Below are 23,683 nucleotides of genomic sequence, written 5' to 3' on the forward strand. Positions count from 1 at the left end.
GCGTGCGCCGCCATGCATCGGGCATACAATCGGCGTCTTGAACCGAGGGGAGGACAATCCCATGAAGACGATCATTGCAGCGGGCGGCATGCTGCTCGCCCTGGCCGGCGCAGGCGTGGGCACGGCCCGGGCCGGCGATATCATCGGCGGCTCCAGCCTGCTGGACGACAGCCGCCACGCCCAGCTCGAGCGCTGGCTCGGCCAGGGCGAGTTCAACCTGAACAACGTGTACACGCTGCGCCCGGGCGATACCTCGGTCAATTTTCACAATGCCGCGGACGGCAAGGGCGCGACCTTCACCCTGATCGACGTGACCAACACGGCCGGCCAGAGCTTCCTCGTCGGCGGCTACAACCCGCAGAGCTGGTCGTCCACCGACGGCTGGCATGAGACCGAGCGCGACTGGCAGCGCACCGCCTTCCTGTTCAACTTCGATACGCCGGCGGTCTACCGCCAGGTGTCGAGCAGTTTCGAGCTGCCCAGCCAGGGCCAGCGCCAGACCTTCAACGACATCCTGTTCGGCCCGGTGTTCGGCTCCGGCCCCGACCTGTTCGTCAACGACGACCTCACCAGGGCGCTGTCCTGGCAGCTGAGCTACGGCAATCCGGACAACGAAGGCGTCAGCATCATCGACGGCAGCCTGCGCGGCCAGACCGTCAGCGTCAACGCGATGGAAGTGTTTGCGATCGCGCCGGTGCCCGAGCCGGCCTCGGGCGCGATGCTGCTGGCCGGCCTCGGCGTGGTGGGCGGCATGCTGCGCTGGCGCCAGCATCGGCGCAACAAGCCGTGCAATGCGCGTCCGATAAGCGTGAGCTAAGTTGTCCGCATTACAAGTTGTGGCATCATGAGGGGATGATATCGATCCGCCGATTCCTTCCCCTCATCCTGCTGCTGGCCGCCGCCGGCGCGCATGCCCAGTTCACTTCAGCACCCAGCCTGCAGCCATCCCAGTTGGCCATCGTCATCAACGACGCCGAACCGAACAGCGTCAAGATCGGCGAGTATTACCGCAAGCGGCGCGGCATCCCGGAAGCGAACGTGGTGCACGTCAGCATCCCGAACAAGCCGCACGAAATCAGCGCCGAACGCTTCGAGGTCTTGAAGGAAGAGATCGACAGCCACCTGGGCCCCGAGATCCAGGCCGTGCTGATGGTCTGGACCGCGCCCTACAAGGTCGAGTGCAATTCGATCACCGGCGCCTATACGCTGGGCTTCGACGCTTCGCAGTGCGTCAAGACCTGCGCCAGCGGACGCTCCAGTTCTTACTTCAATTCGAGTTCCACGCGTCCCTTTACCGATCTCAAGCTGCGCCTGTCCATGCTGCTGCCGACCGAGTCGGTGGCGGACGCCAAGGCCCTGATCGACCGCGGCGCCTCGGCGGGCTTTCGCATCGCGCCGGCCACCGCCTACTACATGGTGACCTCGGAAAAGGCGCGCAACTCGCGCAGCGGCTTCTTCCCGCCGCCGGGCCGCATCGAGGCCAGGCGCCTCAGCACCAAGACCATCCAGGGCGACGTGCTGGAAGGCGCGCAGGACGTGATGATCTACCAGACCGGCATGGCGCAGGTCGCGAAGCTCGACACCCTGCGTTTCCTGCCCGGCGCCCTGGCCGACCACCTGACCTCGCTCGGCGGCGACTTGCTGGGGGAAGGGCAGATGAGCAGCCTGCGCTGGCTGGAAGCGGGCGCCACCGCCAGCTACGGTTCGGTCAGCGAGCCCTGCAACTACTGGCAGAAATTCCCCAACCCGACCGTCTTGCTCAAGCATTACGTGCAGGGCAATAGCGCGATCGAAGCCTACTGGAAGAGCGTGGCCTGGCCGACCCAGGGCCTGTTCATCGGCGAGCCGCTGGCGGCGCCTTACCGCAAACGGCCGCGTTGATGCGTGGACACGCGGTGCCGAAGGTAAACGGATTGGTCCATTCGGACTAATCCGTGGTCATGATGTTGTCAATTTGCGCATTTAATATCCATTTTGTTAAGTGCTCTACTGACCTTCCTTTTGTCTTCCCTTTCAGGAAACACCATGACCCTTCGTCACTCCATGCAATCCCCAGGCCGCCTGACCGTACTGGCGGCCCTGTTGGCCGGCCTCTCGGCCAACGCCTTCGCCGACGGCGGCAGCGTCGTCATCAGCCAGGTCTACGGCGGCGGCGGCAATGCGAATGCCACGTACCAGAACGATTTCATCGAGCTGTTCAACCGCAGCGGCGCGCCGGTCAGCCTGAAAGGGTGGAGCATCCAGTACGCCTCCAGCGCCGGCAACAGCTGGACCAACAAGGCCAACCTCAACGACGTCACCCTCGAGCCGGGCCAGTACTACCTGATCCAGGGCTTTTCGCAGGCGGCGGTCGGCGCAACGCTGCCGGCGGCGGACCAGGTCACCAACATCAACCTGAGCGGCAGCGCCGGCAAGGTTGCGCTGGTAAAGAGCACGACGGCATTGACGACCACCAACCCGGTCCTGACCGAGCCGGCCAACCTGGCGGACATGGTCGGCTTCGGCTCCGCCAACGGCTTCGAGGGCACGGGCGCGGCCCCGACCCTGTCGAACACGCTGGCGGCGCTGCGCAACGAGGGCGGCTGCGCCGATACCGACGACAACAAGGCCGACTTCGGCACTGCGGTGCCGGCGGCACGCAACCGCGGTACCGCACCCAAGGTCTGCAGCGGCACCGGCGGCGGCACGCCACCGGCCGCGCCCATCGTCCTGAACTGCCCGGCCACCGTCAGCGGCACCCTCGGCACCGCCTTCTCGGGCGTGCTGGGCGCCTCCGACGCCGACAGCATCGTCAACGCCGCCGTCATCACCAGCGCCCCGGTGAACGGCATCGGCCTGTCCGGCTTCACGCCGGCCACCGCCGCCGGCGGCAGCGCCTCGGTCAACCTGGCGGTCGCGGCAGGCCTGTCGGCCGGCATCTACCCGGTGGTCGTCAACTTCAGCAACGACGCCGGCCAGAGCAACAGCTGCACGGTCAACGTCTCGGTTGCCGGCCTGGTGAGCATTCCGCAGATCCAGGGCAATGGCGCCACCAGCCAGTACGTCAACACGGTCCAGACCACCACCGGCGTGATTACCCACAAGCTCAGCGGCGGCGGCTTCTTCATCCAGGACCCGAACGGCGACGGCGACCCCGGCACCTCGGACGCCATCTACGTGTTCGGCACCACCACCGCCGGCAAGGTCGGCGACCTGGTGCGCGTCACCGGCACCGTCACCGAATACAAGCCGAGCGGCGCAACCCGCAGCTACACCGAACTCGGCAACGTCACCGCGCAGAGCGTGATCAGCAGCGGCCACACCATCGTCCCGGAAAACATCCAGCTGCCGAACGCCAACCTGGCCAACTACGAAGGCATGCTGGTGCGCTTCGCCGGCCCGCTGACCGTGAGCGGCAACGCCTACCTGGGCGACCGCGGCGAGCTGGTGCTGTCGAATGGCCGCCGCGAGAACCCGACCAACCGCTACCGTCCGGGCACGCCCGAGGCGATCGCGCTGGCCAAGGAAAACGAGCAGAACATGGTGGTGCTGGACGACGGCATCTTCACCACGCCGGCGCAGATCCCTTACCTGGCGGACGACAAGACCGTGCGCACCGGCGACACCGTCAATGACCTGACCGGCGTGCTGGACTTCGGCGCGATCGGCGGCGGCGGCGCCGCCTTCAAGGTGCAGCCGACCGTGACCCCGCAGATCAGCCGCACCAACGCACGCCTGGACAAGCCGGAAGTCGCCGCGGGCAATGTCCGGGTCGCCAGCGCCAACGTGCTGAACTTCTTCACCACCTTCACCAACGGCAGCGACGTCGAGGGACGCACCGGCCAGGGCTGCAAGATCGGCAACAGCACCAGCAAGAGCAACTGCCGCGGCGCCGACAACCTGCAGGAATTCGTGCGCCAGCGCGACAAGATCGTCAATGAGCTGAAAGGCCTGGATGCCGACGTGGTCGGCCTGATGGAAATCCAGAACAACGGCGACTATGCGGTCAAGTACCTGGTCGACCAGCTCAACGTTGCCGTCGGCTACCCGGCTTATGCCGTGGTGCAGGCGCCGCCGGCCACCGGCACCGACGCGATCCGCGTGGCGATGATCTACAAGCCGGCCGTCGTGACCCCGGTGGGCGCGTCGATGTCCGACAACGCCGCGATCAACAACCGTCCGCCGATGGCGCAGACCTTCAAGTCGGTCGCCAACGGCGCGAAGTTCTCGCTGATCGTCAACCACCTGAAATCGAAGGGCAGCTGCGGCGGCGCCGGCAGCGGCGACAGCGACAGCGGCGACGGCCAGGGTTGCTGGAACGCCACCCGCGTGCTGCAGGCCAAGCAACTGGCCAGCTTCATCCAGCAGGTCGTGGCGGCCTCCGGCGACCCCGACGTGCTGGCAGTGGGCGACTTCAATTCCTACGGCCACGAAGACCCGATCGCCTACCTGAACAGCACCGGCATGGTGAACGAACTGGAGCGCTTCGTGCGTCCGAACGGCATCCCGTACTCCTACGTGTTCGACGCCACCAGCGGCTATCTGGACCACGCGCTGGCCAGCACTTCGCTGGATGCGCAGGTGGCCGGCGTGACCGAGTGGCACAACAATGCCGACGAGCCCGAAGTCATCGACTACAACCTCGATGGCAAGACCGACGACGAGTACGTCAACAATGCCTTCCGCGCTTCCGACCATGACCCGGTGGTGGTCAGCCTGAACCTGGCCCCGGCCTACACCAACGTCACCGGCAGCGTGAAGGTGACCCTGTCCGCCCTGACCATCAACCGCCTCACCGGCAAGTCCAGCGGCAGCGTGTCCTTCACGAATACCAGCGGCGCGCCGATCGCCGGCCCGCTGCAGGCGGTCCTGGAAGGCTTGCCGTCCTCGGTCACGCTCGATAACAAGAGCGGCACGTTTGGCGGCGCGCCCTACATCACGCTGCCGTCGGCCTCGCTGGCGCCGGGCGCCACCGTGACCGTGAGCGCGACCTTCAGCAACCCGAACAAGGTCAATGTGACCTTCACGCCGAAGCTCTACACCGGCACCTTCTAATCGAGAAAGCACGCACCATGACCTATCTGAAATCCCTGTTCTCGCAAGCCTTCCTGGCGGCCGCGCTGCTGGCCGGTGCCGGCGCCGCCAACGCCGGCGCGGTGTACCACGTCGATATCAAGACCGCCGGTTTCGACACCAGCGGCGGCGACACCGCTTACCTGGAGATGTACTTCGCGCCTTTCGGCTCGGCCGACCCCTTGACCGCGACCTTGAGCAAGCTGCAGGGCGCGTTCCTCGAAGAACCGACGCTGAACCAGGTGACGGTCGGTCCGGATGGCACGCTGCGCTTCATGAGCGACTTCGCCACCGACTACCTGCGCTTGTTCAAGCTGGGCCAGGACATCAGCTTCGACATCAGCTTCGACGGCCTGCCGTCGGACATCGGCACGGCAGCTTTCTCGGCCGACCTGATCAAGGGCGACTATTCGGACTACCTGTCGCATGCCGTCACCTTCACCCTGCAGTCGGACTCGATCGGCTATGTGACCGACCCCGGCGTCGCCAGTGTCGGCCCGGCAGCCGCCGACGTGCCGGAACCCTCGGCCGCGGCCCTGGTGCTGATCGGCCTGATGATGGCCGGCGCCGTGGCCCGCCGCCGCGCCTGAGCCGCGTCCGAGCCGCGCCCTCTGAAGGCCTGAAAGCCTGAAACGAGCCGCTTGTCCGCCAGGGCAGGCGGCTTGTTTTGTATCAATTTCACCACTCCCGCGCAGCACCCCGCGGCCTACCCAAAACGGGTGGAGCCCGCATCCCTCTAGGCTTTCCGCCGTTCCGGTATTTATTCGGGAAAGCTATCAATTCTTAAAGCAAATCATATTGTTCAGTTGATCTTGCTTGGTGCATATTAAAATCCCGTTGTCGTGAAGATAGAGTGATGTCCCCCTACCCATGGCTGCACAGATTCTCGTGGTCGACCCCGATCCCGCCATCCGCAACTTGCTCCAGCTGAACCTGACCAGTGCCGGCCACGATGCCTGTGCCTGCCTCGACGCCGAATCGGCGCTGCTGATGATGGACGACAGCGTCCCCGAGATGCTGCTGCTGGAATGGGATTTGCCGGGGCAATCCGGCGAGGCGCTGATCCGCCGCCTGCGGGCGTCGAACCGGACGCGCGAGCTGCCGATCATCATGCTGTCCGGCCGGGCAGGGGAGCACGACAAGATCCTGGCGCTGGAATCGGGCGCCGACGATTATCTGACCAAGCCTTTCAACCCGCGCGAGCTGCTGGCGCGCATGGGCGCGGTGCTGCGCCGGCGCGTTCCCCATGTGTCGAGCGAGACCGTGCAGATGGCGGGCCTGCGCCTCGATCCCGGCACCCAGCGCGTGATCGCCGGCACCCGCCAGCTGGCGCTGGGGCCGGTCGAATTCCGCCTGCTGAACTTCCTGATGCACCACCCCGAGCGCGTGCACACGCGCTCGCAATTGCTGGATAAAGTCTGGGGCCGCCACGCGGTGCTGGACGAACGCACCGTCGACACCCACGTCGGCCGCCTGCGCAACGCCCTGCAGCCGAGCGGCCACCAGGAACACATCGAAACCGTGCGCGGCACCGGCTACCGCTTCGCCTGGAACGCGCGCGTCGACTGGTCCGGCGCCGCCTGAATCCCTGCTCGCGTCCCGCCTTGGAACCGGTCGTCATCCTCAGCCGCCAGGAGCAGGAATACCTGCTGCGCGCCATCGAATCCGGCCTGCGGGTGGCGAGCATGCGCCAGTTCTTCCTGTGGACCCAGGGCCAATTGCAGGCGCTGCTGCCGCACCAGGTGATGGTGGCGCTGCAGTTCGCGCCCTCGGGCGCGCTGCGCCGGCTCGAATGCCTGCACGCGACCGTGCTGGCGCCGCAGGCCGCAAGCCTGCTGGCCGACCGCCGCGACGGCCTGGCCCTGCGCATCGCCCGCCATTGCCAGCAGGGCGCGCGGTTGCCGGCAATGGCCGAGCTCAGCGATAGCAAAGTCGGCGGCAAAGCCGGCGGCGTGCTGGGCGGTTTTGAAAAAGAATTGCGCGAGGCCGGCTTCGACAGCGTGCTGGTGCACGGCACCGGGGCGACGGCGGAGGGCGCCAGCGTGTTCGTGCTGTTCGGCCTGCCGATGCGGCCCGGACCGCGCCATGCCTATTTCCTGGAACTGCTGCTGGCGCACCTGCACCTGGCGCTGCTGCGCCTGCCGTCGCCGGCAGCACGCAGGGCGGGGGGACCCGCAAGACCGCTCAGCGAGCGCGAAACCGAGATCGTCGGCTGGCTGCGCGAAGGGAAGAGTAACGAGGAGATGGCGCAAATCCTGGGGATCAGCGCGCTCACCGTGAAGAACCACCTGCAGCGGATCTACCGCCTGCTGGGTGTCGGCAATCGCGCGCACGCACTGGCGCGCTGCCTGGAGCTGCGGCTGCTTGAAGCCTGATCAGGAATTGGTGTTGGCGGCCGCGGCTTCGTCCGCGGCGGCGCGACGCATGGCGTCGTAGCGGTAGGCTTCGGCATTCGCATCGATGATGCGCGGGCTCTTGCAGCCATCGGCGGCGCAATCCGGCGCCGGCATCGTGTTGGCGGCCTGGGCGGAGACGCCCGAGGCGGTGCCCATGGTCAGCGTGGCGGCAGTCATGCTCGACTGGTCTGCCTGGCCACCACCGCAAGCGGTAAGGATGACGGCGATGGCGAGGGCGGAAGCGGAGCGGATGGCGTGAAGTTTCATGGTGCGGAAGAGGTCGCGTTCAACAGATGAGCCATTGTACGCAGGAAATTTTCCGCAACTCAACATTTTTTTAGTTAATTTAGTGCAAATATTATACTTTCGAAATATTTTTGCCTGGAAATAGAGACAGTTCGGCGATGATGATGGGAAATGTCCCTGAGGAAATTTTAGGTGCGTGAAAGCAACGTCTCATCGAAGCGACGTCTCAACATGATATTTCTCAAGTTTGTCTAAAACAATTTCACACAAGGACAGACTTGTGTTAGCGCAATGACACCGGGGCGGGGAAGAAAAACGTAGCGCGGCGTCATCTATGCAGCATGCTGCGGATGACGCCAGCGAAGCTTGCGCAGGGGGCGATCAGGGTCAGGTGCGGCGACGCAGGCGGGCGCCCAGGCCCATCAGGCCGAACGCCATCAGCGACAGCGTGGCCGGTTCGGGTACGTTGCCGGTGGGCGGGGGCAGATCCGACAGCACGATGTTGTCGAGGCCGATCTCGCCCGGGGTGCCGTCCAGGCCGCTGCACTCGCCGGCGGCATTGCAGCCGAAGCCGACGATGGCGATCTCGACGAAGTCTTCCTGCGCGAACGCGGCGCCGCCGTCGGCATCCGCCGCGTTGAAGGTCTGGAAGTCGAGCGCGCTGGTGATATTGAACTGGATCGACGTGGAGCTGCTGTCCGCGCGGAAGCCGATCACCTGCAGGGCCGCCGGAAACATCGGATAGATGATGTTTTCGGAGGCGATGAAGCTGGCATCGAGCGAGCTGAAGCGGAAGGTCGCACCCGGCGTGCCGGCCGTGATGTCGACGTAGCCGGTATTGAACAGGTCCAGATAGGTGGTCGGGTTGTCGGTTGGGCAGGTGCTGGGCGCACAGCTGGCGGGATTGCTGCCGTCGATGAAGCGGCCGACCAGCACCGTGTTCGGCGGCGCCGCGGCGCCCGGATCGAAGAAGCTCACGTTATAGCCTGCCTCGTTGAAGCTTCGCTGGTTGAAGGCCGGACCGGTCTGGCCCTCGAAGGTGATGACGGCCGCCTGGGCCGCGCCAACCGACGCAATGGCGAATGCGGCAGCACCGAGCAGACGCTTGACTGGACTCATATGAACTTCCTTTCGATGAAATAAGCGCGGATGCGCGGCATGCGGGAAGACTGATGTCGATCAAAACATTAATATCGAGTATATCAAGAAAGACAACATTTGTTAGATGGCTAACACACAAACGAACATACGGTAACTGATCAGTTGGGCAGAACAATATTTGCCTATAATTCGGTCCGTCAATTTATTTGAAGAATGGATTGCTGCTCGACCACATTTTCTATCTTGCATCAGCGCACAATTGACGCTGTCCTGCCTGAGGGCGCATGATGAGCGGATGCGAACCTTACTTCTTTTACTACTGGCCGGCTGCACGGCCTGCACCGCCGCCACGTCGCAAGTCCGACCGACACCCCGGACACCCGCTGCCGCTAACGTGTCGGCGGATGGGCAGGGCGATACGCTGGCGCGGATCCGCGCCCTGGCCGGCACCCCGTCCTGCACCAGCGACGCCCAGTGCCATTCGCTGCCGCTCGGTGCGCGCCCCTGCGGCGGCCCCGAGAGCTATTTGCCCTGGTCCTCGGCCAGGACGCCGCAGGCCGAGATCGAAGCCCTGGGCGAGCGCTACAAGGAAGAGCGGCGCGCCGCCAACAAGGCCTCGGGCGTGATGTCGACCTGCCAGTTCCTGATGGACCCGGGCGCCGTCTGCCGCGCCGGTACCTGCCAGGCCGGCGACGGTCCGCTGCAGGCCCGCTGAAACAAGCGGGTCCGAAAAACGAAAAAAGCTGCGGCCCGAAGGCCCGCAGCTTTTTTGTGTCCGGGACGCGGGTCCCGGACTTTCCCTCTTATTAAATACCCGAGTCCTGGCGCACGACGGCGTCGCGGTCCACCGGTTCGCCCAGCGGGATCGGGTTGTTGGTTTCCACCTGGAAGACCGTGGTGGCAGCCGGGGCGCCGGCCGTATCCTTCAGCTGCAGCGCGCCGACGAAGCGCTTGCCGGTGGCGAGGTTCGACCAGCTGGCAGTCAGCGATGCTGCGCTGCCGGCATACACCTTGGCCGGCATCAGCACCTTGAAGTTGCCGCCGCGGTCGCTCGAGGTCACGACGGCCGAGGACAGCGCGTAGCTGGCCGAAGCGCCGTTGGCGGCCTTCCAGCCGGCCACGCAGACCTTGTAGGTGCCGGCCACCGGCGCGTTCAGTGCCGCCAGCTCGTTCGAGCCGCCATTGCCCGAATAGGCCACCACGGTGCCGCTCGGGTTCAGCACGGCGAGGTCGAGGTCGGTACCGTTGGCGATGTTGCCGCCTTCGGTATCGCGGTTGAACAGCTCGAACTGGGCCAGCAAGGTGCCGGTCGGGATCGTGACGTTCGTCACGCGCACGCCATTGATGCTGGCCCGGCAGGCGGTTTGCATCTGGGCGGCATTGTCGACGCTGCCGGCGGGTGCCTGGGCGACCGTGTCATTGGTCTTCGTGATTTCCTTCAGGCCGCCGAAGGCCGAGCCCAGGGTGCCGGTGAAGCCGGTCGTCACCGACAGGGTCTTCATGCCGCTGGCCTTCGTGCTGGCGATCAGGCCGGGGGCGATGACCGGCTGGCCGGAACGCGCCACGACCGGGATGCGCACCACGTGGCCGGCGCCGTCGCTCCAGCGCAGCGAACCGTACTGCCAGGTGTTGTTGGCGGCGTTGGTGCGGGTCAGGGTCAGGTTGAAGGACTTGCTCTCGCCCGGCTGCAGCACCAGCGTGGCCGGGCTGACCGACATCGAGAAGCCCTGCATCGAGCCGCCCGGGGTGTAGGTCGCGGCGCTGGCGCCGACGTTGGTGACGGTGCGGGTCACGGTGACGGTGCCGAGCACGTTGCCGACCGCGATCGACGGCAGGTTCAGGTTGTAGCCGGCGATCGAACCGCCCGCGCAATTGCTGGACACGCCCAGGCCGCACAGGTATTTCTGGTAGTCGGCCTGCATCGCATTGAACACCAGGCCCGGGTCGCTCGCGCCGTTCGGGTTGATGTGGCCGGCGCCCTGGCCGAATGCCAGCGTGCCGCGCAGGTCGCCCGCCTGGGTGTCGGCGAAGGTGTCGGTGGCCGAGGTCATCAGCGCCGACTTGATCATCGCCGGGGTCCAGTCCGGGTGCTGCTGCTTCAGCAGGGCGGCGATACCGGCGACGTGCGGCGCGGCCATCGAGGTGCCCTGGTAGGACGCCCAGGCATTCATCGGGGCGGCGGTGCCGTTGACGACGTCGGCGCGCTGGGCCGGGGTCATCTCCGGGGTCACGGCGGCGATGATGTCGACGCCGGGAGCGGCCAGGTCGGGCTTGAGCTGGTTGCCGTCGTAGCGGTTCGGGCCGCGCGAGGAGAACGAAGCCACCACCGGCGCTTTCACGCTCGAGGTGCCGGTGACGAATTTCGTCATCGACGCGCTGGCGCCCTGCGATGCGGCATAGGTCTTGATGATGGCGCCGTTGGCGGCCGTCACGTGCACGGTCGGGACATTGTGCACTTCGCCCACCAGGCCGGCGCCGTTGTCGATCAGGACCATGCCGACGCCGCCGGCTTCCTTCACGGCCTTGCTCTTGTCGAGACGGTCGTTGGTGCCGCGGGTGCAGGTCACGATCTTGCCGGCCACCTTGGCCGGATCGAGCGAGGGCTTGGCCACCGTCCAGTCCGGGCTGGTCCAGGTCGAGCTGTAGCACAGCGATGCCGAGTTCGCGCTCGAACCCGGCAGGGCGGCCTGCTCGGCGGTGATCATCGGCGCGGCCGGCAACGGGTTCACGATCATCGAGGCGCCGGTGTACCTGTTGCCGTTGCCGAGGATGACGTCGGACTGCAGTTCGCGGTCGTGGGTCGAGGCGGCGACGGTGGCCTGCCACGGGCTGATGTGGGCGACCTGGTTGGCCGGGCCGTCGTTGCCGGCCGAGGCCGAGACGAACACGCCGGCGTTCGAGGCGTGGAAGAAGGCCTGCTCGACCGGGTCGGTGACGCTGGTGCCGCCGCTGATCGAGAAGTTGATCACGTTGACGCCATCGACCACGGCCTTTTCGATCGCCGCGACGCTGTCGCCGGTATAGCAGCTGTTCTTGCCGCCGGTCGGGTCGGTCGGCTCGTTGTAGGTCCAGCACACCTTGTAGGCGGCCAGGCGGGCGCGCGGCGCCATGCCCGAGACCGGACCCAGGTTGACGCCGTTGACGATGGCTTCGGCGCCGCTGTTGCCGCCGGCGGTGCTGGCGGTGTGGTCGCCGTGGCCGCCATGGCCGACGTTGCCGCCGATCGAGTCGCGCGGCGAGCGGAATTCGGTCCAGTGGGTGGTCTTGCCGACCGTGGAGTAGGTGGCGTCGAAGTACTGGGCGCCGATCAGCTTGTTGTTACAGGCGGCGACGGTGAAGCCTTCGCCCGGCTGGCAGATGCCTTTCCAGCGCGCCGGCGGCGCGTCGTAGGCCAGGGTGCCGTTGTTGTCGAAGGTCGGCTTGCCGTCGGCGTCGACGCGGTCGGCATAGGCGGGGTTCTCCGGCCAGATACCGCCGTCGACGATGCCGATGATGATGTTTTCGCCGGCTTTGGTCTTGCCGCCCAGCCTGGTCCACAGGCCGTCGGACTTGTCCAGGCCCAGGAAGCGCGAAGTGTAGGTGGTGGTCACCTGGCGCGGCGTGTCCGGGGTGATCGCGGCGACATCGCTGCGCAGCTGCAGGGCGCGCACTTCATCGTCGGTCAGCAGGGCGGCGAAGCCGTTCAGCACCACGCTGTAGTTGTACAGCACCGGCGCATCGGCGATGCTGGCGCGCACGATCTGCTGCTTCTGGCCCAGGTAGTCGCTGTACAGCTGGACGTCGGTCGAGTCGACATCCAGGCGGGCGCCCGGCGCGGGCTGGGTGGCCGGCAGGCCGGCGATCTCGCCGGTATAGGACGATACCGGCTTGTCGGCCAGTTGCACGATATAGGGACGGCGCAGGTCGTCGGCCTGGACGCTCGCGGCGAAGCCGGCCAGCAGCAGCGCGACGGCTGCGGAAAGGGGACGCATCTTCATTCTGGTTTTTCCTCTCTTGTCGTTGTTTTTGCGGATGCGTGGTTCAGGCCTTGCGGCGGCGGCGGGCGGCGCCCAGGCCCAGCAGGCCGAGGCCCACGATGGCGGCGGTGGCCGGTTCCGGAATGTCGGTCATCGCGATGTTGTCGATCGCGAACTGGCCCTTGTTGGTCTGGAAGGCCTTGCAGCTGCCGGTGGTGTCGCAGGAATAGCCGAACACCAGGGCTTCGACGAAGACCGTGTTGGCGAAGGCGCCGGTGGTGTCGAAGTGGTTCAGCTGGAAGCCGGCGGCGGTCGGGCCGTTCAGCCAGAAGTCCTGCAGCAGGTAGCTGCCGTCGGCCTTGAAGCCCTGGACGCGGATCAGGCCCGGCGGGTTCGGGTAGCTGGCCAGGCTCGGGCTGCTGCCGACGAAGCTGGCGTCGAAGGACTTGAGCATGAAGCCGGCGCCGGCCTCGAACATGATGTCCATGTAGCTGTCGTTCAGCGCGGCGTAGTACTTCCCGCTCTTGTTGGCCGGGCAGGCCATGGAGGAGGTGTCGCAGGTCGACTCGTCGCCGTCGATGAAGGCGCCGACCAGGCTGCCTTCGCCGCCGACCACGTTCGAGTAGAAGCCGATCGCGTAGCCGGCTTCACGGTAAGCCTCGTAGGTCCATGAATCGGGATTACTGCTGTCCATACCGCCGACGGGACCATACCCGTCTTCGAAGGTGATGACGCCGGCATGGGCAGGCGCCGCCGCAGCCGCTGCGGCAACCAGGGCCGCGCCAAGGAGTTTGGAGAGTTGGGAATTCCGAATCATGAGATCTGCCTTTTTTCGTTATGGTTGAGACGTTTCCGGTGGCCGGACGCAGGCTGGTGACAAACCGTGATATTTACTCGGTTGCAATGAAATATAGCAACGAGTGCAACTGTTGTGAGAAAAATTTCAACGATTTATTGATGGTTTTAATCATGCATATGAGAATTTAATTTGGTTTCTCCTATTAAAAATGCATCTCGGAATGCAAATCGCCACGTTCAAAATTCGCTACACGTTTGCGACAAATCGATAGATTGCTCATCAATGGATGCACACTCATCGGTTGGGCTGTTGAAAAAGAAATTGTCGGTGCGCCAAGCGGCGTGGTAGCCTTGCAGAGCTAGGCTTTCTAAAAGGCACAAAGGAGCAGGAATGGTTTCACAGCTGTACCGGGGCGCAACAAGAGCGGGCGGCGCGCGCAGCGCGGGCTTCACCCTGCTCGAGCTGCTGGTGGTGATCGTCATCATCGGTTTGCTGGCGGCCTATGTCGGTCCCAAGTATTTCTCGCAGCTCGGCAAGTCCGAAGTGACGGTCGCGCGCGCCCAGATCGAAGCCTTCGAAAAATCCCTCGACACCTACCGCCTCGACGTCGGCCGCTATCCCACCACCGAGGAAGGCCTGAACGCATTGATGAGCGCGCCGCCCACCGCGGCCGGCAAATGGAACGGCCCTTACCTGAAGAAGGGGGTGCCGGCCGACCCCTGGGGCCACGCCTACCAGTACCGCGCGCCCGGCACCAAGGGCGAGTACGAGATCGTCTCGCTGGGCAAGGACGGCCAGCCCGGCGGCACCGGCGAAGCCGCCGATATCAGTTCGCAGTAAGCGCCTCCACGTTTCCCTTTTCCTGCCCCGGTTTCCATGCAGTTCGCGGTTCGCACCCTCGCTCCCGACATGACCATCGCCAGCGTGGTGGTCGATGCCTCGGATGAGGCGGACGCGCGCCGTCAGGTCGAGGCGCGCGGCCTGTATGTGAGTGCGGTCGAGCGGGTCGGGGCGGCCGGCTTTTCCTTCACGCGGCGCAGTAGCGGCAAGCTGTCGCTGGTGCTGTTCAGCCAGGAATTGCTGGCCCTCCTCACCGCCGGCCTGGGCATCGTCGAAAGCCTCGAAGCCTTGCTGGAGAAAGAGGCCAGCCCCGCCACCCGCGCCGTGCTCGAGCGCCTGCTGGGCGGCCTGCGCGAAGGCAAGCGCCTGTCGGGTGTGCTGGCGGAGCAGCCGACCCTGTTCCCGCCGCTCTACGTCGGCATCGTACGCGCCGCCGAAGGCACCAGCGACCTGCCGCGCGCGCTCGAACGCTATATCGAATACCAGCAGCGCATCGACACGGTGCGCGCGAAAATCGTCAGCGCCTCGATCTACCCGGTGATCCTGCTGGTGGTCGGCGGCGGCGTCTCGATCTTCCTGATGTCTTATGTGGTGCCGCGCTTCGCCGAGGTCTACCAGGGCGCCGGCCGCAACCTGCCGTGGATGTCGCGCCTGATGCTCGATTGGGGCCAGTTCGCCGGCCGCCATGCGGGCGGGCTGCTGCTGTCCTTCGCCGCCCTGATCGCGCTGGCGGCCTTCGGCATCCGGCGCGTGCTGCGCCAGGGCGGGGCGGCGCGCCTGCTGGCGAAACTCCCCGGCATCGGCGAGCGCGCCCGCGTGTATGAACTGTCGCGCCTCTACCTGACCCTGGGCATGCTGAACGAAGGCGGCATCACCCTGGTGAGCGCGATCGAGACCGTGCAGGGCATGGTCTCGCCCGGCATCCGCGCCGGCCTGCGCGCCGCCAAAAGCGCGATCGAATCCGGGCGCCCGATGTCCGATGCCTTCGAAGCCAACGGCTTGACCACGCCGATCTCGCTGCGCATGCTGCGCGTGGGCGAGCGCACCGGCGACATGGGCCCGATGCTGACCCGCTCGGCCGCCTTCTACGACGGCGAGATCGGACGCTGGATCGACCGTTTCACCCGCACCTTCGAGCCGCTGCTGATGGCCGCCATCGGCCTGGTGGTCGGTGCCATCGTGGTGCTGCTGTACATGCCGATTTTCGACCTTGCCGGAGACATGTCGTGAGCGTTGCACCCGTCGAACCGTTCGCGCAATTCGATGCGGCGCTGCTGGCCCGGGCGCGCGCGCAGAGCCGCCAGTCGCAGCGCTCGCTGGTCGAGGAGCTGCAGGCGCTGTCCGGCCTGGAAGCGCGCCAGATCGTGCGCCAGCTGGCCGAGCCTTTCGGCCTGACGGTCATGGAGACGCTGGAGATGTTCGGCCAGCAGCCGGCCTTCGACCTGCTGCCGCTGGCGCAGGCGCTGGCGCGGCATTGCGTGCTGCTGCGCCGGTCCGACGCGTCGGATGCGCAGGGCCTGTTGACCGGCGTGATCGCCGACCCCTTCGACCTGGATCTGCAGACCTGGCTGGCGGCGCAGGCCGGCTGCACGGCGGCCCGTCCGCTGCACCTGCGCCTGGCGCTGGCCGGCGACATCCAGGCTTATCTGGGCAAGCAGGAGGAATCGGCGCGCGCGGTCGACACCCTGGTCGGCGACAGCGGGGCGTCCAAGCTCGACCCGCGGCGCGACGGCAAGACGGCGTCGGTGCTGTCCTTCGCCTCGGTCGCGGAAGGTACCAGCCCGGCCGTCAAGCTGGTCAACTCGACCCTCTACGATGCGCTCAAGGCCGGCGCTTCCGATATCCACCTGGAGAGCACCACCGGCGGCCTGGCGGTCAAATACCGCGTCGATGGCGTGCTCGATCACGCGGCCTCGGTCGGCGGCATCGAGCTGGCCGAGCACATCATCTCGCGTCTGAAAGTGCTGGCGGAACTCGACATCGCCGAGCGCCGCATCCCGCAGGACGGGAGCTTCCGTGTCGAATCGGGCGGGCGCGAGATCGACCTGCGCGTTTCCATCATGCCGAGCATCCACGGCGAGGATGCGGTGATCCGTATCCTCGACAAGCGCGCCATGATCGAGTCCTACGGTTCCCTGACGCTGGAGGCGCTGGGCTTCGACGCGCCTTCGCTGGCGACCCTGCGCAGTCTGGCCCAGGAAGCCTACGGCATGCTGCTGGTGACCGGGCCGACCGGCTCGGGCAAGACCACCACGCTGTACGCGGCGCTGACCGAGATCCACAACGGCCGCGAGAAGATCATCACCATCGAGGACCCGGTCGAGTACCAGCTGCCCGGCATCCTGCAGATCCCGGTGAACGAGAAGAAGGGCCTGACCTTCGCCAAGGGCCTGCGCTCGATCCTGCGCCATGACCCGGACAAGATCATGGTCGGCGAGATCCGCGACCGCGAGACCGCCGAGATCGCGGTGCAGTCGGCGCTGACCGGACACCTGGTGCTGACGACGGTCCACGCCAACAACGTGTTCGACGTGTTCGGCCGCTTCACCCACATGGGCATCGATCCCTACGCCTTCGTGTCGGCCCTGAACGGGATCTGGGCCCAGCGCCTGATCCGCATGAACTGCCCGCACTGCGCCACGCCCTACGAGCCGGACCAGGCCGAACTGGCATCGGCGCATCTGCATCCGGAAGAGGTGGGCGACTACCTGTTCATGCGCGGCAAAGGCTGCGGCGATTGCCGCGGCACCGGCTACAAGGGCCGCCGCTCGATCGCCGAGATCCTGACCCTGAACGACGAGATCCGCGAGCTGATCGTCGACAAGCAGCCGATCCGCCGCATCAAGGCCGCGGCCGCCGCCAACGGCACCCGCAGCCTGCGCCTGGCGGCGCTGGACCTGGTCAAGCGCGGCGCCACCACCATCGAAGAAATCAAACGGGTGACCCTGCATGCGTAAGTGGTTCGGACGGGGATTGCGGCTGGGCCTCGCGCCCGACGGGCTGGCGCTGGTGCGCACCGGCTTCTGGCCGCACGAGCAGGCGCAGCTGCTGGCCCAGGCGCGCTTCAAGGAAAACAATATCGACGCCGTGCTGCGCGAAGCCGGCCGCATGCTGGCCGACCAGGAGGGTAGCGGCTGGGCGCTGCGCGTGGTGCTGTCCGACGAGCTGGTGCGCCTGTGGCAGGTCGCGCCGCCCCCTGGCGCCACCCGCATGGCCGACTTCGAAGCCGCCTGCGCGCTGCGCTACCAGGCGCTGTTCGGCGCCAGCCCGGCCGGCTGGCAGATCCGCGCCGACTGGAGCGCGACGCGCCCCTTCCTGGCCGCCGCCGTGCCGCAGACCCTGCTGGCGCAGCTGCAGGCGGCGGCGTCAGGCAGCGGTTTCCGCCTGATCGAGGTGCAGCCGCAATTCGTCGCCGCGCTGAACCAGCACCGCGCGATGCGCCGCCCCGGCGCCTGGTTCGGGCTGGTGCATGGCGGGGTGCTGAGCGTGGCCGCCTTCGACGGCGACAAGCTGGCCGCGGTGCGCACCGCGCCGATTCCGGAAGGCGCCGACCGTGACTGGCTCGAAGGCCATGTCGCCCGCGAAGCGCTGCGGGTGGGCCTGGGCCGGCCGGAGCGCCTGCAGGTCAGCGGCCCGGCGCCCAAGGGCTGGGCCAGCAGCGCGGGGCGCCTGAAGTTCGCCTGCACGCTGTTCGAGGACGAACTCGATCCGCTGTGGCCGGACAGCGCGCGGCTGGCGATGACGGGGAGGGCGCCATGAGGAAGGTGAACATCGATTTCGCGCCGCCGGGTGTGGCGCGCAGCATCCTGCGCATGCCGCGCCAGGGCTGGGCCCTGTTGTTTGCGGTCCTGGCCGCGGCGATGGCGCTGCTCGCCGCCAGCAGCGCGTTGCGACGCGAGCAGGGCGAGGTCGCGCTGCTGCGTGCGCAGGGGCAGGCGCAGGCACGGGCAGCGACCCAGGCCCAGGCCGAGGCGGCGCCGGTGGCGGTGCGCGCGCCGGTGCCCGAAGCCCAGGCGAATGCGGTGAACGCCGCCGTGCTGCAACTGAACCTGCCGTGGCGCGCGCTGCACGACGCGGTGCAGGCCGGCACCCCGGCCAATATCGCCTTGCTGGCGCTGGAGCCGGATGCGCGCAAGAGCACCGTGCGCATCACCGCCGAAGCGAAGAGCAGCGAAGACATGATCGCCTACGTCGAGCAGCTGCAGAAGGATGCGTGGTTCAGCGCCGTGGTGCTGGCGCGCCACGAGATCAACGAGCAGGATCCGAACCGCCCGATCCGCTTCCAGCTCGATGCCCGCTGGAGGCCTGCGCAATGAAGCCGCTGTCCTTCGGCACGCTGGCGCTGCGCCTGCAACTGGCTTTGCGAGCCTGGCCGCTGCCGGTGGCATGCGGTGCGGCCTTCCTCGCCATCGCCGCCGCGCTGGCCTGGACCCTGCATGCGAACGCCGGCCTCGAGGCCGAGCGCGATGCCCTGCTGGCGGCCCGCGCCGCGCGCCAGGCGGCATCGGCGTCGGCCGCCCATGCCGCGCCGTCCGCCCCGGCCGCGCCGGTGCCGCAGCCGTTGCCTTCGATCGACAACCTGGACGCCTTCTATGCGGCGCTGGGACCGCGCCGCTACGCCGAGCAGCAGGTCCGGACCCTGTTCGCGCTGGCCGCGAAGAATGGCCTGATGCTCAGCCAGGGCGAGTACAAGACCGGCTACGACCGCAACGCCCGCGTCGGCACCTACCAGGTCAACCTGCCGGTAAAAGGCGGCTACGGCGCGATCTGGCAGTTCGCGATGGGCGCGCTGCGCGAGATCCCCTTCGCTTCGCTGGACGACATCAGCTTCCGCCGCGACGGCATCCAGGACCCGACGGTGGAGGCGCGCCTGCGCCTGACCCTGTACCTGAAGGACGTGCCGGGAGCGGCGCCATGAAGCCGCGCCACATCGCCATGGGCGCGGCCCTGGTCGCCGCGGCGGCGCTGGTGCTGTTCGGCGACCGCACGCCGGACACCGACGTGGCGGAAGCGGTCGAGCGGGCGCCGGCCGCGCGCCCGGTGCAGCCGGCGCCGTCCGCGCCGTCGGCCCTCAGGTCTGCCGCGGATGCCGCCGCGCCGCCACGCACCGCCACCGCCACCGCCACCGCCACCGCGGCCGCCACCGTGGCCACGACCGCCGGCGGCCCCGGCACGACTATCCTGGCCCTGATCCCGCGCGAGACCCTGATCGGCGACAGCGACACCCAGTTCCGCCAGGGCGAGAATGGCGTGTTCGGGCGCCAGGACTGGACCCCGCCGCCACCGCCGCCCGCACCCGCGCCGCCGCCGCCGCCGCCGAGCGCGCCGCCCTTGCCGTTCACCTTCATCGGCAAATCCGTGGCCGACGGCGCCTGGGAGGTCTATCTGGCGCGCGGCGACCGCACCTATGTCGTGCGCGACAAGACCCTGCTCGACGGCACCTACCGCGTCGACGCCATCGCGCCGCCGGTGCTGACCCTGACTTACCTGCCGCTGAACCAGGTTCAGCAGCTCAATATTGGAGTGTTCGAGTGATCCCTCGTCCGAGCATCAATGTGGCGCTTTCCCTGGCCGTGGCCCTGCTGGTATCCGGTTGCGCGGGAGAGAGCGCCTACCGCGCCGGCAACGAACTGGTGGCCCAGGACAAGGTCGAGGCCGGCCTGCTGAAGTACCAGGAAGCAGTCAGCGTCAATCCGACCCATGCCGGCTATAAGTCGGCCTACCTGCGCGCGCGCGACACCGCCACCCAGCGCCTGCTGACCCAGGCCGACCGCGCGATCGCCGACGGCAAGGCCCAGCTGGCCCTGCAGGACTACCAGCGCGTGCTGGCCATCGACCCGGTCAACGACCGTGCGCGCGCCGGCCTGCGCCAGGTCGAGGCCGACCGCCGCCACAGCGTGCTGCTCGAGGATGCGCGCGCCGCGTTCGAGCGCAAGGACTACGAGGCTGCGCGCCAGAAGCTGGGCGCGATCCTGAGCGAGCGCCCGAGCCACGAGCCGGCGCGCCAGATGCTGGCCGAAGTGAACGAGAAGACCGCCGCCGCGCCCGGCGAGGCGGCGCTGGCGGCGGCCTACCGCTCGCCGATCAGCCTGGAATTCCGCGATGCGCCGATCAAGCAGATCTTCGAAGTCATCGCCCGCCACTCGGGCCTGAACTTCCTGTTCGATAAAGACGTCAAGACCGACCAGCGCGCCTCGATCTTCCTGAAGAACAGCACGGTGGAGTCGGCCGTCTACTACCTCCTGATGACCAACCAGCTCGAGCGCCAGGTCATGGATGGCAACACCATCCTGATCTACCCGAACGTGGCGGCCAAGCAGAAGGAATACCAGGAGATGACGGTCAAGACCTTCTACCTGGCGAATGCGGAGGCGAAGAGCATCGCCAACACGCTCAAGACCATCCTCAAGTCGCGCGACGTGGTGGTGGACGAAAAGCTGAACCTGGTGATCCTGCGCGACAGCCCGGAAGCGGTCAAGCTGGCGACCCAGCTGGTGCAGCTGCAGGACGTGCCGGAACCCGAGGTGGTGCTCGACGTCGAGGTCCTGGAAGTGCAGCGCAACCGCCTGCTCGACCTCGGCGTCGACTGGCCGACCTCGCTGTCCTTCGCGCCGCTGACCAACCTGAACGACGTGCCGCTCACCATCGACCAGCTGCGCGGCATCAACTCCAGCACGATCGGCGTGTCGCCGATCTCGGCCTCGATCACCGCCAAGAAGACCGACGGCGACGCCAACACCCTGGCCGCGCCGCGCATCCGCGTGCGCAACAAGGAAAAGGCCAAGGTCGTCATCGGCGACAAGCTGCCGACCATCACCACCACGATTTCCTCGGGTGTGGGCGGCTTCGCTTCGGAGTCGGTGAACTACGTCGACGTCGGCCTGACCCTGAACGTCGAGCCGACCATCTACCTGAACAACGAGATCGGCATCCGCATTTCGCTCGAAGCCAGCACCCTGGTCGACACCATCACGACCAAGACCGGCACCACCGCCTACCGCATCGGCACGCGCTCGGCCGCCACCATGCTGCAGTTGAAGGATGGCGAGAACCAGGTGCTGGCGGGCCTGATCAAGAACGACGAGCGCAGCAGCGCCACCCATCTGCCGGGCCTGGGCGACCTGCCGCTGGTGGGCCGCCTGTTCGGCAGCCGGCAGGACACGCGCGACAAGACCGAGGTGGTGCTGTCGATCACGCCCCACCTGGTGCGCAACATCCAGCGCCCGACCGCGAATGCCGCCGAGTTCAGCGCCGGCACCGAGGCCAGCTTCCGCCGCCGTCCAGATAATGCGGCGCGGCCGCCGGCGCAGCTGCCGGGGGCGCGTCCGCCGCAGGGGCAGGCGGGACAGCCGGTACAGCCGGGGCAGCCTGCGCAGCAGATACCTTCGGGTGTGCCGGCCGCGATGCCGCCGGGCGCGATCCAGCAGAGCGTGCCGCCATCGGCGGCCGGCGGACCGCAAGGCACCATGGTTCCGGCCACCAGCGTCAGCGTGAGCGGCCAGCCGCCGTCGGCCCCACCGGCTTCGGTGCCGGCCACCGCGCTGCCGTCCACCCCGGGCGTGCAGGTGGTGCCGCTGCCGAAACCCGACGTGACGCCGGTGCCGGCCCGCTGACGATGCGGCGCGCGCGCGGCTTCACGCTGATCGAGCTTCTGGTCACGCTCGCCATCCTGGCCCTGCTCGGCGCCATGGTGGTGCCGGCCGCCAGCATGGCCGTGCAGCGCCGCCACGAACAGGACCTGCGCCTGGCCCTGCGCGAGATCCGCCTGGCCATCGACGCCTACAAGAAGGCCAGCGACGAGGGCCGCATCGCCAAGCCGGCCGGCGCCACCGGCTATCCGCCCAAGCTGGAGCTGCTGGTGGACGGCGTGGTCGACCAGCGCAGCCCGAAGAAGGCCAAGATCTACTTCCTGCGCCGCCTGCCGCGCGATCCCTTCGGCGCCGACCCGGCCCTCGAAGACGCCCAGACCTGGGGCAAGCGCAGCTACGCCAGCGAGGCCAAGGAGCCGAAGGAAGGCGACGACGTGTACGACGTGTATTCGCTGTCCGGCCGGGTGGGGCTGAACGGCATTCCGTATAACCGATGGTGAGAAGATGAAGCGCAATCGCGGATTCACCCTGATCGAACTGCTGGTGGTGCTGGGCATCGTGGCCTTGCTGCTGACGCTCGCCGTGCCGCGCTTCTTCCCCAGCGTCGACAAGACGAAAGAGACCATCCTGGCCGAGAACCTGCGCACCACGCGCGCCGTGATCGACCAGTTCTATGCCGATACCGGACGCTATCCGGAATCGCTGGAGCAGCTGGTCGAGAAAAAATACCTGCCGCGGCTGCCCTTCGATCCGGTGGCGGACACCGATGCCGGCTGGGTGCTGGTGCCGCCCGAGGACCCGACGCGCGGCAACGTCTACGACCTGCACAGCAGCGCCGAAGGCAAGGGCCGCAACGGCAAGCCGTATTCGGAATGGTAGCGCGCAGGCCGACCATGCGACGGCGTCGCCAGGATGGCTTCACCTATGTCGGCCTGATCGTGCTGGTGACGATCATCGGCCTGGTCGGCGCCGCCACCCTGAAGGCCGATGCGCTGCTGCGCCGCGCCGCCGCCGAAGAAGAGCTGCTGGAAATCGGCGCCGCCTTCAGCGCGGCGCTGACCAGCTATGCGGAAGCGACTCCGCGCGGCCAGCCGCAGCAGCCGCCGTCATTGGAAGAGCTGCTGAAGGACCCGCGTGTGCCCGGCATCCGCCGCCATCTGCGCAAGGTCTTCGTCGACCCGATCACCGGCAAGGCCGAATGGGGCATCGTCTGGCTGAACAAGGGCAGCGGCATCGACGGTGCGGGCGGCAGCGGCGTGCTGGCCGTGTACAGCCTGTCGCAAGCCAAGCCGCTCAAGCAGTCCGGCTTCGACGCGCGCTTCCAGGAGCTGGACGGCAAGGAGCACCTGGCGGACTGGAAGTTCGCGGCGACCGGGCAGGGTGTGGTGCAGGGGCAGCCGGGACAGCCCGGCCAGCCGCCGCTGCAGCCTGGTCAGCCGGGGCAGCCAGGGCAGCCGCCGCTGTTCGGTCAGCCCGGCCAGCCGCCGCAGAATCCGTCCGAGCCGCCCTCGCTGTTCCCGGGGCGCGGCAATCCGGGCAGCACGACGCCTGCGCCTGTGCCGCCACCGCCGGCACCGCCGCCCGAGAACGTGGCCGCGCCGGAACCGGTGGAGCCGCCGTCCGAAGCGGCGGGCTCCGGCGACGACGAGAAGGATGAGAAGGACGAGACGGCGGCGCGCGATGCCAGCCGCCGTTGACGCCCGC

General features: G+C 67.4%; 22 protein-coding genes. 18 read left to right on the forward strand and 4 right to left on the reverse strand.

The features are described from left to right. Window positions 1-61: 61 nt before the first annotated feature. From NX782_RS09090 to NX782_RS09115, 6 genes are all read left to right on the forward strand, one after another. Window positions 62-817 carry a PEP_CTERM-anchored TLD domain-containing protein gene (locus NX782_RS09090; RefSeq protein ID WP_258845125.1) on the forward strand — a complete coding sequence of 252 codons (756 nt, stop codon included), beginning with the start codon at window positions 62-64 and terminating at the stop codon, window positions 815-817. Window positions 818-852: 35 nt separating this feature from the next. After that, complete coding sequence (locus NX782_RS09095) at window positions 853-1,881, forward strand: TIGR03790 family protein (RefSeq protein ID WP_308632879.1); 1,029 nt, start codon at window positions 853-855, stop codon at window positions 1,879-1,881. Window positions 1,882-2,025: 144 nt separating this feature from the next. Then, a complete protein-coding gene (locus tag NX782_RS09100) occupies window positions 2,026-5,034 on the forward strand; it encodes an ExeM/NucH family extracellular endonuclease (RefSeq protein ID WP_258845126.1) in 3,009 nt (1,002 codons plus the stop codon). Window positions 5,035-5,051: 17 nt separating this feature from the next. Further along, window positions 5,052-5,642, forward strand: a complete 591-nt coding sequence (locus NX782_RS09105) for an NF038129 family PEP-CTERM protein (protein ID WP_258845127.1) — start codon at window positions 5,052-5,054, stop codon at window positions 5,640-5,642. 280 nt (window positions 5,643-5,922) lie between these two features. Further along, a complete protein-coding gene (locus tag NX782_RS09110) occupies window positions 5,923-6,636 on the forward strand; it encodes a winged helix-turn-helix domain-containing protein (RefSeq protein WP_258845128.1) in 714 nt (237 codons plus the stop codon). A gap of 20 nt (window positions 6,637-6,656) precedes the next feature. Beyond that, a complete protein-coding gene (locus NX782_RS09115; protein ID WP_258845129.1) occupies window positions 6,657-7,427 on the forward strand; it encodes a LuxR C-terminal-related transcriptional regulator in 771 nt (256 codons plus the stop codon). Here the strand turns inward: NX782_RS09115 and NX782_RS09120 are convergent, their stop codons facing one another. Both NX782_RS09120 and NX782_RS09125 read right to left on the reverse strand, forming a co-directional pair. Next, a complete protein-coding gene (locus NX782_RS09120; protein WP_258845130.1) occupies window positions 7,428-7,715 on the reverse strand; it encodes a hypothetical protein in 288 nt (95 codons plus the stop codon). Window positions 7,716-8,081: 366 nt separating this feature from the next. Beyond that, entirely contained in the window at window positions 8,082-8,813 is a 732-nt protein-coding gene (locus NX782_RS09125) for an NF038120 family PEP-CTERM protein (RefSeq protein WP_258845131.1), read from the reverse strand. A gap of 376 nt (window positions 8,814-9,189) precedes the next feature. Here NX782_RS09125 and NX782_RS09130 point away from each other — a divergent pair, with 376 nt between their 5' ends. Beyond that, complete coding sequence (locus NX782_RS09130) at window positions 9,190-9,510, forward strand: hypothetical protein (protein ID WP_258845132.1); 321 nt, start codon at window positions 9,190-9,192, stop codon at window positions 9,508-9,510. A 91-nt stretch (window positions 9,511-9,601) separates the two neighbouring features. On the opposite strand, the gene NX782_RS09135 is transcribed toward NX782_RS09130, so the two are convergent. Together NX782_RS09135 and NX782_RS09140 are read right to left on the reverse strand one after the other, a co-directional pair. After that, window positions 9,602-12,772 carry a S8 family serine peptidase gene (locus tag NX782_RS09135; protein ID WP_258845133.1) on the reverse strand — a complete coding sequence of 1,057 codons (3,171 nt, stop codon included), beginning with the start codon at window positions 12,770-12,772 and terminating at the stop codon, window positions 9,602-9,604. Between the two features lie 43 nt (window positions 12,773-12,815). Then, a complete protein-coding gene (locus NX782_RS09140) occupies window positions 12,816-13,568 on the reverse strand; it encodes an NF038120 family PEP-CTERM protein (protein ID WP_258845134.1) in 753 nt (250 codons plus the stop codon). Between the two features lie 372 nt (window positions 13,569-13,940). Between NX782_RS09140 and gspG the strand changes: the two genes are divergently transcribed. From gspG to NX782_RS09195, 11 genes are read left to right on the forward strand one after another with little or no spacing between them, the layout of a single operon-like run. Then, on the forward strand, window positions 13,941-14,390 hold the full coding sequence (gene gspG / locus NX782_RS09145) for a type II secretion system major pseudopilin GspG (protein WP_258845135.1): 450 nt from the start codon (window positions 13,941-13,943) through the stop codon (window positions 14,388-14,390). 36 nt (window positions 14,391-14,426) lie between these two features. Further along, the gene (locus tag NX782_RS09150; RefSeq protein ID WP_258845136.1) at window positions 14,427-15,620 is read left to right on the forward strand and encodes a type II secretion system F family protein; all 1,194 of its coding nucleotides are present in this window, start codon (window positions 14,427-14,429) and stop codon (window positions 15,618-15,620) included. After that, window positions 15,617-17,347: a GspE/PulE family protein gene (locus NX782_RS09155; RefSeq protein WP_258845137.1), complete on the forward strand. Its 1,731-nt coding sequence runs from the start codon at window positions 15,617-15,619 to the stop codon at window positions 17,345-17,347. Before NX782_RS09150 ends, NX782_RS09155 begins: the two co-directional genes overlap by 4 nt. Next, window positions 17,340-18,149, forward strand: coding sequence for a hypothetical protein (locus NX782_RS09160; RefSeq protein ID WP_258845138.1), 810 nt, complete (start codon window positions 17,340-17,342; stop codon window positions 18,147-18,149). The genes NX782_RS09155 and NX782_RS09160 overlap by 8 nt, the downstream gene beginning before the upstream one ends. Beyond that, complete coding sequence (locus tag NX782_RS09165; protein WP_258845139.1) at window positions 18,146-18,706, forward strand: PilN domain-containing protein; 561 nt, start codon at window positions 18,146-18,148, stop codon at window positions 18,704-18,706. Before NX782_RS09160 ends, NX782_RS09165 begins: the two co-directional genes overlap by 4 nt. Beyond that, window positions 18,703-19,308 (forward strand): hypothetical protein, encoded by a 606-nt coding sequence (locus tag NX782_RS09170; protein WP_258845140.1) that lies wholly within the window; start codon window positions 18,703-18,705, stop codon window positions 19,306-19,308. Before NX782_RS09165 ends, NX782_RS09170 begins: the two co-directional genes overlap by 4 nt. After that, window positions 19,305-19,925 carry a hypothetical protein gene (locus NX782_RS09175; protein WP_258845141.1) on the forward strand — a complete coding sequence of 207 codons (621 nt, stop codon included), beginning with the start codon at window positions 19,305-19,307 and terminating at the stop codon, window positions 19,923-19,925. Before NX782_RS09170 ends, NX782_RS09175 begins: the two co-directional genes overlap by 4 nt. Further along, on the forward strand, window positions 19,922-22,003 hold the full coding sequence (locus NX782_RS09180) for a secretin GspD/PilQ domain-containing protein (protein WP_258845142.1): 2,082 nt from the start codon (window positions 19,922-19,924) through the stop codon (window positions 22,001-22,003). Before NX782_RS09175 ends, NX782_RS09180 begins: the two co-directional genes overlap by 4 nt. 2 nt (window positions 22,004-22,005) lie before the next feature. Continuing rightward, window positions 22,006-22,479 (forward strand): type II secretion system protein, encoded by a 474-nt coding sequence (locus tag NX782_RS09185; RefSeq protein ID WP_258845143.1) that lies wholly within the window; start codon window positions 22,006-22,008, stop codon window positions 22,477-22,479. Between the two features lie 4 nt (window positions 22,480-22,483). Next, window positions 22,484-22,858: a type II secretion system protein gene (locus tag NX782_RS09190; RefSeq protein ID WP_258845144.1), complete on the forward strand. Its 375-nt coding sequence runs from the start codon at window positions 22,484-22,486 to the stop codon at window positions 22,856-22,858. A gap of 14 nt (window positions 22,859-22,872) precedes the next feature. Further along, a complete protein-coding gene (locus NX782_RS09195) occupies window positions 22,873-23,676 on the forward strand; it encodes a type II secretion system protein (RefSeq protein WP_258845145.1) in 804 nt (267 codons plus the stop codon). The last annotated feature ends 7 nt before the right edge of the window (window positions 23,677-23,683 follow it).

This window comes from Massilia norwichensis, from assembly GCF_024753245.1.
Taxonomy (GTDB): Bacteria; Pseudomonadota; Gammaproteobacteria; order Burkholderiales; family Burkholderiaceae_D; genus Telluria; species Telluria norwichensis.

What these genes read in the sequence shown, in the direction of transcription:
- NX782_RS09090 (WP_258845125.1), top strand. Translation starts at nt 62, where the DNA reads ATGAAGACGATCATTGCAGCGGGCGGCATGCTGCTCGCCCTGGCCGGC.
- NX782_RS09095 (WP_308632879.1), top strand. Translation starts at nt 853, where the DNA reads ATGATATCGATCCGCCGATTCCTTCCCCTCATCCTGCTGCTGGCCGCC.
- NX782_RS09100 (WP_258845126.1), top strand. Translation starts at nt 2,026, where the DNA reads ATGACCCTTCGTCACTCCATGCAATCCCCAGGCCGCCTGACCGTACTG.
- NX782_RS09105 (WP_258845127.1), top strand. Translation starts at nt 5,052, where the DNA reads ATGACCTATCTGAAATCCCTGTTCTCGCAAGCCTTCCTGGCGGCCGCG.
- NX782_RS09110 (WP_258845128.1), top strand. Translation starts at nt 5,923, where the DNA reads ATGGCTGCACAGATTCTCGTGGTCGACCCCGATCCCGCCATCCGCAAC.
- NX782_RS09120 (WP_258845130.1), bottom strand. Translation starts at nt 7,715, where the DNA reads ATGAAACTTCACGCCATCCGCTCCGCTTCCGCCCTCGCCATCGCCGTC.
- NX782_RS09125 (WP_258845131.1), bottom strand. Translation starts at nt 8,813, where the DNA reads ATGAGTCCAGTCAAGCGTCTGCTCGGTGCTGCCGCATTCGCCATTGCG.
- NX782_RS09135 (WP_258845133.1), bottom strand. Translation starts at nt 12,772, where the DNA reads ATGAAGATGCGTCCCCTTTCCGCAGCCGTCGCGCTGCTGCTGGCCGGC.
- NX782_RS09140 (WP_258845134.1), bottom strand. Translation starts at nt 13,568, where the DNA reads ATGATTCGGAATTCCCAACTCTCCAAACTCCTTGGCGCGGCCCTGGTT.
- gspG (WP_258845135.1), top strand. Translation starts at nt 13,941, where the DNA reads ATGGTTTCACAGCTGTACCGGGGCGCAACAAGAGCGGGCGGCGCGCGC.
- NX782_RS09150 (WP_258845136.1), top strand. Translation starts at nt 14,427, where the DNA reads ATGCAGTTCGCGGTTCGCACCCTCGCTCCCGACATGACCATCGCCAGC.
- NX782_RS09160 (WP_258845138.1), top strand. Translation starts at nt 17,340, where the DNA reads ATGCGTAAGTGGTTCGGACGGGGATTGCGGCTGGGCCTCGCGCCCGAC.
- NX782_RS09165 (WP_258845139.1), top strand. Translation starts at nt 18,146, where the DNA reads ATGAGGAAGGTGAACATCGATTTCGCGCCGCCGGGTGTGGCGCGCAGC.
- NX782_RS09170 (WP_258845140.1), top strand. Translation starts at nt 18,703, where the DNA reads ATGAAGCCGCTGTCCTTCGGCACGCTGGCGCTGCGCCTGCAACTGGCT.
- NX782_RS09175 (WP_258845141.1), top strand. Translation starts at nt 19,305, where the DNA reads ATGAAGCCGCGCCACATCGCCATGGGCGCGGCCCTGGTCGCCGCGGCG.
- NX782_RS09185 (WP_258845143.1), top strand. Translation starts at nt 22,006, where the DNA reads ATGCGGCGCGCGCGCGGCTTCACGCTGATCGAGCTTCTGGTCACGCTC.
- NX782_RS09190 (WP_258845144.1), top strand. Translation starts at nt 22,484, where the DNA reads ATGAAGCGCAATCGCGGATTCACCCTGATCGAACTGCTGGTGGTGCTG.
- NX782_RS09195 (WP_258845145.1), top strand. Translation starts at nt 22,873, where the DNA reads ATGCGACGGCGTCGCCAGGATGGCTTCACCTATGTCGGCCTGATCGTG.